The sequence below is a fragment of the Saccharopolyspora sp. NPDC002686 genome, from assembly GCF_040295745.1.
In the GTDB taxonomy this organism is placed as follows: Bacteria; Actinomycetota; Actinomycetes; order Mycobacteriales; family Pseudonocardiaceae; genus Saccharopolyspora; species Saccharopolyspora oryzae.
This window is the reverse complement of record NZ_JBEOVY010000340.1, coordinates 1-8,276: the sequence shown is the minus strand read 5'-3', so window position 1 is coordinate 8,276 and position 8,276 is coordinate 1. Positions and strand designations below refer to the sequence as shown.

5 protein-coding genes are annotated in these 8,276 nt (G+C 68.4%); 3 read left to right on the top strand and 2 right to left on the bottom strand.

The genetic code is table 11. From position 1 onward, the window contains the following. Positions 1–69: 69 nt before the first annotated feature. The gene (locus ABTZ89_RS31610) at positions 70–726 is read left to right on the top strand and encodes a response regulator (RefSeq protein WP_270949870.1); all 657 of its coding nucleotides are present in this window, start codon (positions 70–72) and stop codon (positions 724–726) included. 64 nt (positions 727–790) lie between these two features. Continuing rightward, positions 791–4,687 (top strand): HAMP domain-containing protein, encoded by a 3,897-nt coding sequence (locus tag ABTZ89_RS31605; protein ID WP_456300262.1) that lies wholly within the window; start codon positions 791–793, stop codon positions 4,685–4,687. A gap of 3 nt (positions 4,688–4,690) precedes the next feature. Here the strand turns inward: ABTZ89_RS31605 and ABTZ89_RS31600 are convergent, their stop codons facing one another. Both ABTZ89_RS31600 and ABTZ89_RS31595 read right to left on the bottom strand, forming a co-directional pair. Beyond that, complete coding sequence (locus ABTZ89_RS31600) at positions 4,691–4,822, bottom strand: hypothetical protein (protein WP_270949868.1); 132 nt, start codon at positions 4,820–4,822, stop codon at positions 4,691–4,693. 163 nt (positions 4,823–4,985) lie between these two features. Then, a complete protein-coding gene (locus ABTZ89_RS31595) occupies positions 4,986–6,560 on the bottom strand; it encodes a BCCT family transporter (protein ID WP_351051592.1) in 1,575 nt (524 codons plus the stop codon). Positions 6,561–6,953: 393 nt separating this feature from the next. Between ABTZ89_RS31595 and ABTZ89_RS31590 the strand changes: the two genes are divergently transcribed. After that, a complete protein-coding gene (locus tag ABTZ89_RS31590) occupies positions 6,954–8,144 on the top strand; it encodes a four-carbon acid sugar kinase family protein (RefSeq protein WP_351051589.1) in 1,191 nt (396 codons plus the stop codon). The last annotated feature ends 132 nt before the right edge of the window (positions 8,145–8,276 follow it).

Genomic DNA, 8,276 nt, shown 5'->3' with positions numbered 1-8,276 from the left:
GGCCGCCCAGCGCGATATTTATGCTGGTCATTGCCCTACCCGGATTTAGGGTGAAGGGGGCGGAGCCAGATGGCGATACGGGTGTTCGTGGTCGACGACCACGATGTGATCCGCCGCGGCATCGCAGCGCTGGTCGGTGCCGAGAACGACCTGGAACTGGTCGGGGAAGCAGCCAGCGTCGCTGAAGCGCTGGCCTGGGTGCCCAAGGCCGAGCCGCACGTGGCGGTGCTGGACGTGCGGCTGCCCGACGGCAACGGCGTCGAGCTGTGCCGCGAGCTGCAGTCGCAGCTGCCGGCACTGCGCTGCTTGATGCTCACCTCCTTCGACGACCACGACGCGCTCATGGACGCGATCATGGCCGGTGCGGCCGGTTTCGTGCTCAAGGGTGTGGTCAGCCAGGAACTCGTCAGCGCCATCCGCACCGCGGGGTCCGGCCAATCGCTGCTGAGCCAGCAGAAGACCGAGGCGATGCTGACCTGGCTGCGCAAGGAGCAGGAGCAGGCGGATCCGCTGCGCGTGCTGACCGCGCGCGAGCGGGAAGTCCTGGAGCTGATCGGTGAGGGGCTCACCAACCGCGAGATCGCCAAGCGGATGTTCCTCGCCGAGAAGACCATCAAGAACTACGTGTCCCAGATGCTGGCCAAGCTGTCGATGCGGCACCGCAGCGAAGCCGCCGTGCTGGCCACCGAACTGCGACTCGACCGGGATTCGCGCAACAAGCGCTGAGCTGGGGTGCGGCGGGGAGGCCGTCATGTCGTCACGACCGCCCGATGTCGCGGCCGCGGAACTGGTGGCTGCGCCGCGGATGAGCGAAGACGCGTTGCTGACCAGACTGGTGATGGCGCTGCGGGAGCTGCGGGACGGCAACTTCCGACGCCGCCTGGTCCCCTCCGGCGGCGGCCTGGTCGCCGAGATCGCCGTCGTGTTCAACGAACTCGCCGAGCGGAACCAACTGCTGGTCGGGGAGCTGCAGCGGGTCAGCGACGCCGCGGACAGGGGCGAGTGGCCGATCGAACCCGTCGCGCTCGACGGGGCGAACCAGGGCGGATGGGCGGTCGCGGCGAACGCGGTCAACGACGTGGTCGGTAGCCTGCTGGCACCGGTGGCCGAGCTCAACCGCGTGCTGGACGCGCTCACCCGCGGCGACCTCACGCAGCGGATGTCGCGCCGCGGGACCGACGGGAAGCTGCCCGGCGAGGTGGCCGGGTTGAACACCGCGGTCAACGACCTGCTCGACCAGCTCTCCGCTTTCGCCCAGGAGATCACCAGGGTGGCGCGGGAGATCGGCACCGAGGGCAAGCTCGGCGGCCAGGTCCAGGTCCCCGGCCTGACCGGCACCTGGCTGGATCTGGCCGACGCGGTCAACGGCATGGCCGCCGACGTCACCGGACAGCTGCGCGACGTCTCCCACGTCGCCAAGGCCGTCGCCGCAGGTGACCTCAGCCGCAAGATCACCGTCGAGGTCTCCGGCGAGACCCTGGAGCTGAAGGAAACCATCAACACGATGGTCGACCAGCTCTCCGCCCTGGCCGACGAGGTCACCCGGGTGGCCCGCGAAGCGGCCAACGAGGGACGGCTGGGCGGTCAGGCCGAGGTGCCCGGCGCGGCCGGCACCTGGCGCGCTCTGACCGAATCGGTCAACTTCATGGCCCGCAACCTGACCAACCAGGTGCGCAGCATCGCCCAGGTGGCCACCGCGGTGGCGCGGGGTGACCTGTCGAAGAAGATCGACGTGGACGCCCGCGGGGAGATCCTGGAGCTGAAGAACACGATCAACACGATGGTCGACCAGCTCTCCGCGTTCGCCGACGAGGTCACCCGGGTGGCGCGCGAGGTCGGTACCGAGGGCAAGCTCGGCGGTCAGGCGCGCGTGCACGGCGTGGCCGGCACCTGGAAGGACCTGACCGACAACGTCAACATCATGGCCGACAACCTGACCAACCAGGTGCGCAACATCGCCCAGGTGGCCACCGCGGTGGCCGGGGGAGACCTGTCGAAGAAGATCACTGTGGAGGCCAAGGGCGAGGTCGCCGCACTGGCCGAGACGATCAACGGGATGGTCGAGACGCTCCGCGCCTTCGCCGAGCAGGTCACCCTGGTCGCCCGCGAGGTCGGCACCGAGGGCAGCCTCGGCGGTCAGGCGCGGGTGCCCAACGTCGCGGGCACCTGGAAGGACTTGACCGACAACGTCAACATCATGGCCCGCAACCTGACCAACCAGGTGCGCAACATCGCCCAGGTGACGACCGCGGTGGCCCGGGGCGACCTGTCGAAGAAGATCGACGTGGACGCCCGCGGGGAGATCCTCGAGCTGAAGACGACCATCAACACGATGGTTGACCAGCTGTCCGCCTTCGCCGCCGAAGTGACCCGGGTGGCGCGCGAGGTCGGCACCGAGGGCAAGCTCGGCGGTCAGGCCGAGGTCGCCGACGTCTCCGGCACCTGGCAGCGGCTCACCGAGAGCGTCAACCGGCTCGCCAGCAACCTCACCACCCAGGTGCGGGCGATCGCGCAGGTGGCCACCGCGGTCACCGAAGGAGACCTCACCAGGCAGATCACCGTGGACGCCTCCGGCGAGGTCGCCGAGCTCAAGGACAACATCAACGCGATGATCAGCAACCTCAAGGAGACCACCCGGGACAACCAGGAGCAGGACTGGCTCAAGACCAACCTGGCCCGGATGTCGGCGCTGATGCAGGGCCAGCACGACATGGACGCCCTCGCACAGCTGATCATGAGCGAGCTGGCGCCGCTGGTGTCGGCCCAGTACGGCGCGTTCTTCCTCAACCGGACCGACCAGGACGGGCACGCGTACCTGGAACGCACCGCCGGGTACGGCCGCCCGCCCGGCAACGGCCGTGCGCTGCGCTTCGAACCGGGGGAGTCGCTGGTCGGCCAGGTCGCGGTCGACCGCAAGTCGATCGTGGTGAACAGCGCGCCGCCCGGCCACATCCGGATCGGCACCGGGCTCGGCGAGATGACCCCGGCGAACGTGGCGATCGTGCCGGTGCTGTTCGAAGGCGAGGTCCTCGCGGTCATCGAGCTCGCCTCGGTCACCGAGTTCACCCCGGTGCACCTGGACCTGCTGGAACGCCTGAAGGAAACCATCGGCGTCGACGTCAACACCATCGTCGTCAACTCGCGCACCGAGTCGCTGCTGGCCGAATCCCAGCACCTGGCCAGGGAGCTGCAGGCCCGCTCCGAGCAGCTGCAGGAGCAGCAGACCGAACTCCAGCGCTCCAACACCGAGCTGGAGGAGAAGGCCGCGCTGCTGGCCGCCCGCAACCGCGACATCGAGCTCAAGAACATCGAGATCGAGCAGGCCCGGCAGGAACTCGAAGAACGCGCCCGGCAGCTGTCCCAGGCCTCGGCCTACAAGTCGGAGTTCCTGGCCAACATGTCGCACGAGCTGCGCACCCCGCTCAACAGCGTGCTGATCCTGGCGCGGCTGCTGTCGGACAACATGGACGGGAACCTGACCCCGCAGCAGGTGGACCTGGCCAAGACCGTGCACCAGGCCGGCACCGACCTGCTGCAGCTGATCAACGACGTGCTCGACCTGTCCAAGGTGGAAGCCGGCCAGATGCACCTGCTGCCGGAAGACGTGGAACTCGCCGACCTGGCCGCGCACGTCGAATCGCTGTACCGGCCGCTGGCGGCGGACAAGGGACTGGACTTCGACGTGATCGTGGCACCATCGGTGCCGCCCACGGTGCGCACCGACCGCAGCAGGCTGGAGCAGATCGTGCGCAACCTGCTGTCCAACGCGGTCAAGTTCACCGACAAGGGGCGGGTCGAACTGCGGATCCGCCTGGCCCAGCCCACCGAGGTCACCAGGCAGGGCCTGCGGCAGGCGAACCAGCGGCTGGCGTTCGCGGTCCGCGACACCGGCATCGGCATCCCCGCCGACAAGCTGAACCTGATCTTCGAAGCCTTCCAGCAGGTCGACGGCACCACGGTCCGCAAGTACGGCGGCACCGGGCTGGGGCTGTCCATCAGCCGCGAGCTGACCGCGCTGCTCGGCGGGGAGCTGCAGGTGCGCAGCGACCCCGGGCACGGCAGCACCTTCACCCTCTACCTGCCGGTGGAGACCAGGTCCGCGGCGGTGCCCGAACAAGTGGAGGGGCCGGTCACCCGGACGCATCCGCCGAGCGAGGCGGAGAGCAGCATGGACGTCTCCGCGGAGGGCATCGACCCGCCGATGCGCTCGACCGAGCTGATCCGGCAGGAGGGCCACCAGCACATGCGGCGCTCCAGCGAGCCCGAGCAGCACACGTCACCGCGGTTCAACGGTGAGAAGGTGCTGGTGGTCGACGACGACTACCGCAGCGTGCAGGCGATCACGACGCTGCTGGCGCAGCACGGGCTGCAAGTGGTGCACGCGGACAACGCCCTGGCCGGGCTCAGCGCGCTGCAGCAGCACGCGGACATCGTGATCGTGCTGATGGACGTGATGATGCCGGAGATGGACGGCAACGCCACCATCCGGCTCATCCGGGAGATGCCGCGCTACCGGGACCTGACGATCATCGCGGTCACGGCGAAGGCGATGAAGGGCGACCGCGAGCAGAGCATCGCCGCCGGGGCCACCGAATGCATGAGCAAGCCGGTCGACGTGAACCGGCTGCTGGAACTGCTCTCCGAACACCTGCCCGCCGGACTGGCCGCCGACGAGGAACCGGGGTGAGCCTCAGTCGACCTGTTCGGAGTCCTCGCAGAGCGTGGTCGGCAGTTCCGCGAGCTGCTCGCGGAACTTCTGCGCCCACGCGAGGTCGCTCGCGAAGGTGGCGTCGAAGTGGTCGATGCCGTGCGGATCAGCCATGGCGCACTCCTGACGTCGATTGCTCGCAGGCTGTATCCGGACACCATAACCGCTGGTGGAAGGGGGTAGACCGGCGGCTTCGCGAACTGCTGGGGCGGTTGTGACCCGACGCGCCGGGTGGGGCGGTTGCGCACCCCGCCCGGCGCTCGGAAACCGGCGCAAATCACATTTCCGGGCCCTTCGCCCCTATTGCGACCGGCTCCGGATCGGGTTCGACCTCCGCGGCGAACAGCGGGTCGTGCTGGAGCTCCCGCCACAACGAGACCGCGAGCGCGAGCATCACCAGGACGAACGGCGCGGCTGTGACGATCACCGTGTTCTGCAGGGCGTCCAGCCCGCCGGAGACCAGCAGGACGATCGCGGTCACGCCGGTGAGCGCGCCCCACAAGGCCAGCACCGACGTGCGCGGCCGGGGCGCGCCGTCGGAGGACAGCATGCTCAGCACGAAGGTGTTGGCGTCAGCGCCGGAGACGAAGAACAGCAGGACGAGTGCCATCGCGATCACCGAGGTCACGGTCGGCCACGGCAGCGTTTCCAGCATGGCGAAGATCGCGTTGTTCGTGTCCGCCGCGGCGTCCTGCGCGATGTGGCCGCCGTTGAAGGAGTCGTGGAAGATCGCCGACCCGCCGAAGGCGGTGAACCAGAGGAAGAACACCGCGCTGGGAACACCGAGCACCGCCAGCACGAACTCGCGGATGGTGCGGCCCTTGGAGATGCGGGCCAGGAAGACTCCGACGAAGGCGCCCCACGAGATCCACCAGGCGAGCATGAAGTAGGTCCAGCTCTGCATCCACTCGAGCTCGCCGAAGGTCCCGGTGCGCAGGCTCATCGGGATGAAGTCACCGACGTAGAGGCCCAGCGATTCCACCAGCAGGTTGAACACGAACCCGGTCGGCCCGAGCACCAGCACGAAACCGAACAGCACCACCGTCAGACCCATGCTGGTCTCGCTGAGGAAGCGGATCCCCTTGTGCAGACCGGTGATCGCGGAGATCGTGAACAGCAGCGTGACGACCGCGATGATCGCGATCTGGGTGCCGGTGCCGCCGGAGGCGCCGAACACCCGGGCCAGGCCGCCGTTGATCTGCATCGCGCCCAGTCCGAGCGAGGTGGTCGTGCCGAACAGCGTCGCGAAGATCGCGAGCACGTCGATCGCCTTGCCGACCGGGCCTTCGACGCGGTCGCCGAGCAGCGGCCGCAGCATCGGGCTGATCAGGCCCTTGCGCCCCTTGCGGTGGGTCGAGTAGCCGAGCGCGATGCCGAACACCGCGAAGATCGCCCAGGCGTGCAGGCCCCAGTCGAAGAACGAGTACTGCATCGCGACCGCGGCGGCGTGCTTGGTGCCGGGCTCGGCCAGGCCGTGGGGTGGGGCGACGAAGTGGGTGATGGGTTCGGACACGCCGTAGGAGACGAGACCGATGCCCATCACCGCGGCCAGGATCATCGCCAGCCAGCTGACCGTGCTGAACTCCGGGCGGTCGCTGTCCGCGCCGAGCCGGATGCGTCCGAAGCGGCTGAACGCGAGGACGGCCAGGAAACCCAGCATGGCCAGGCTGGCCACCAGGTAGACCCAGCCGAAGGAACCGGTGATCCAGTACAGCGCCGCTTTGGTGGCGGTGTCGAGGCTGTCGGTGAACACGGTGGCCCACACGACGAACAGCGCGCACAGCGCCACCGACGTGTAGAAGACCGTGCCCAGCCGATCAGGTGGGGACGAAGTTGGGTTGGCTCGCGCCATGAGTTGAACTCCAGTGGAAGCGTGATCGCCTGCTCTCGGCATCCGCGCAGGAAGAGCAGGGCGGGCGTGCGCCGCGGCCGGACAGGCGTTGCGCGTCGACGGCGGGCGCGGTGTGGGACTGGTGGAATCTCTTCCTGTCGATGATCGCGGCGCAGCGAGTGCTGGATCCAGGCGGAGCGAGCAGGTGCCGCGCGGAAAGGCCCGCCGCCGAACAGGAGACCCTACCGGACCGTCTCCGGGCGCTGGTCAGCCCCGATCACATTGCGTGTTCCGAACGCTGATATGCGCAGTATTGCGCGAATCGCGCAGACCTGTCTATGGTGATCCCGTCGTCGCGGTGGGGGAGTGGCGGGTGGCCGAATTGGGCTGTGGCGAAAAGAAAAGCAGGTGATCATGGGATCGCGAGTGCTGGTTGTGGCGGACGACCTCAGCGGTGCCGGTGACTCCGGTGTTCCCTTTGCATTGCGCGAAATGCGCACACTGCTCGCTCTGGACGACACCGGAGACGCAGAGGTCTTCGTCGCCGACACGGACAGCAGGCACGCGACCCCGGAGGTAGCGGCGAAACGAGTAGCGGAAGCACTGCGCGGCCACTCCGACGGCCGGGTCGTGTTCAAGAAGATCGACTCGACGCTGCGCGGCAACCTGGCCGCCGAGATCGGCGCGATCGTGGCACACGCCGGCGGCGGAGGAGTCCTGCTGTGCCCGGCGTCCCCGGCCACCGGACGAACCGTCCTCGGCGGAGTCGTCCACATCGACGGAATTCCCCTGCAGCACACACAAGCCTGGGCGACTGAGGCAGCCGAACCGCCAGCGGACATCGTCTCGGCGCTTGAACCGCTCACGGTGAAGCGCATCGCGCTGGCCTCGATCCGAGGTGACGCCGCAGCGCTCCGAACCCACCTGGCCGAACTGCTCGCGGAGGTCGACGTCGTCGTGTGCGACGCCGTGGCGGAGAGCGACCTGCGCGCCGTCGTGACGGCAGGGATGGCTGCTCCGAAACAGCCCCGTTGGGTGGGGTCGGCGGGACTGGCCGACGCCCTCGCCGAGCAGCTGCGGCCAGGACGCGAGGTGGAACCCCCGCCCCCGGTCAACGGTCACGCGCTCGCGGTGGTGGGCAGCGCTAACGGAATCTCCCGCCAGCAGGCCGATTTCCTCGCGGAGCACTTTCCGCACACCCGGCGCTTATCGGTGCGGAACTTGCTCGACGCCAACGCCGCTGCGCTCGCCCGCATGTCGGAACAGGTTCGGGATGCGTTGAAGACAGGTGACGTCGTGGTCACCCTGGACGGACCTGTGGACGTCAGTGTTGCGCGGCGGCTGAACACAGCGCTTGCCGAAGTTTGCGCTCCTGCGACTAGTGGGGCTGCGTTGTTGGTGCTCACTGGGGGTGAGACCGCTCGGGCTGTCTTGAGCCGGCGGGGTGTTACTGGGCTGCGGTTGCTGAACGAGCTTGAGCCGGGGGTTGTTCTGGCTCGGACCGAGCCTCAGCCTGGGTATGTGATCACCAAGGCCGGTGGGTTCGGTACGCCGGAGACCTTGCACCGGGCCGTTACCGCGGCTCGGTCCGGGCGGGATTTCTGAGTCCTGCTGCGGGGTTTTGGTGGCGGTTGCAGGGTGGGCGCTACCTGTGGTTGTTGGGTTGTTGGTGGGGGTCATCCCCGTGGTTGGTGGATTGTGGGGGCTGTGCTCCGGATGTCAAGCCCGGCCTTTGGC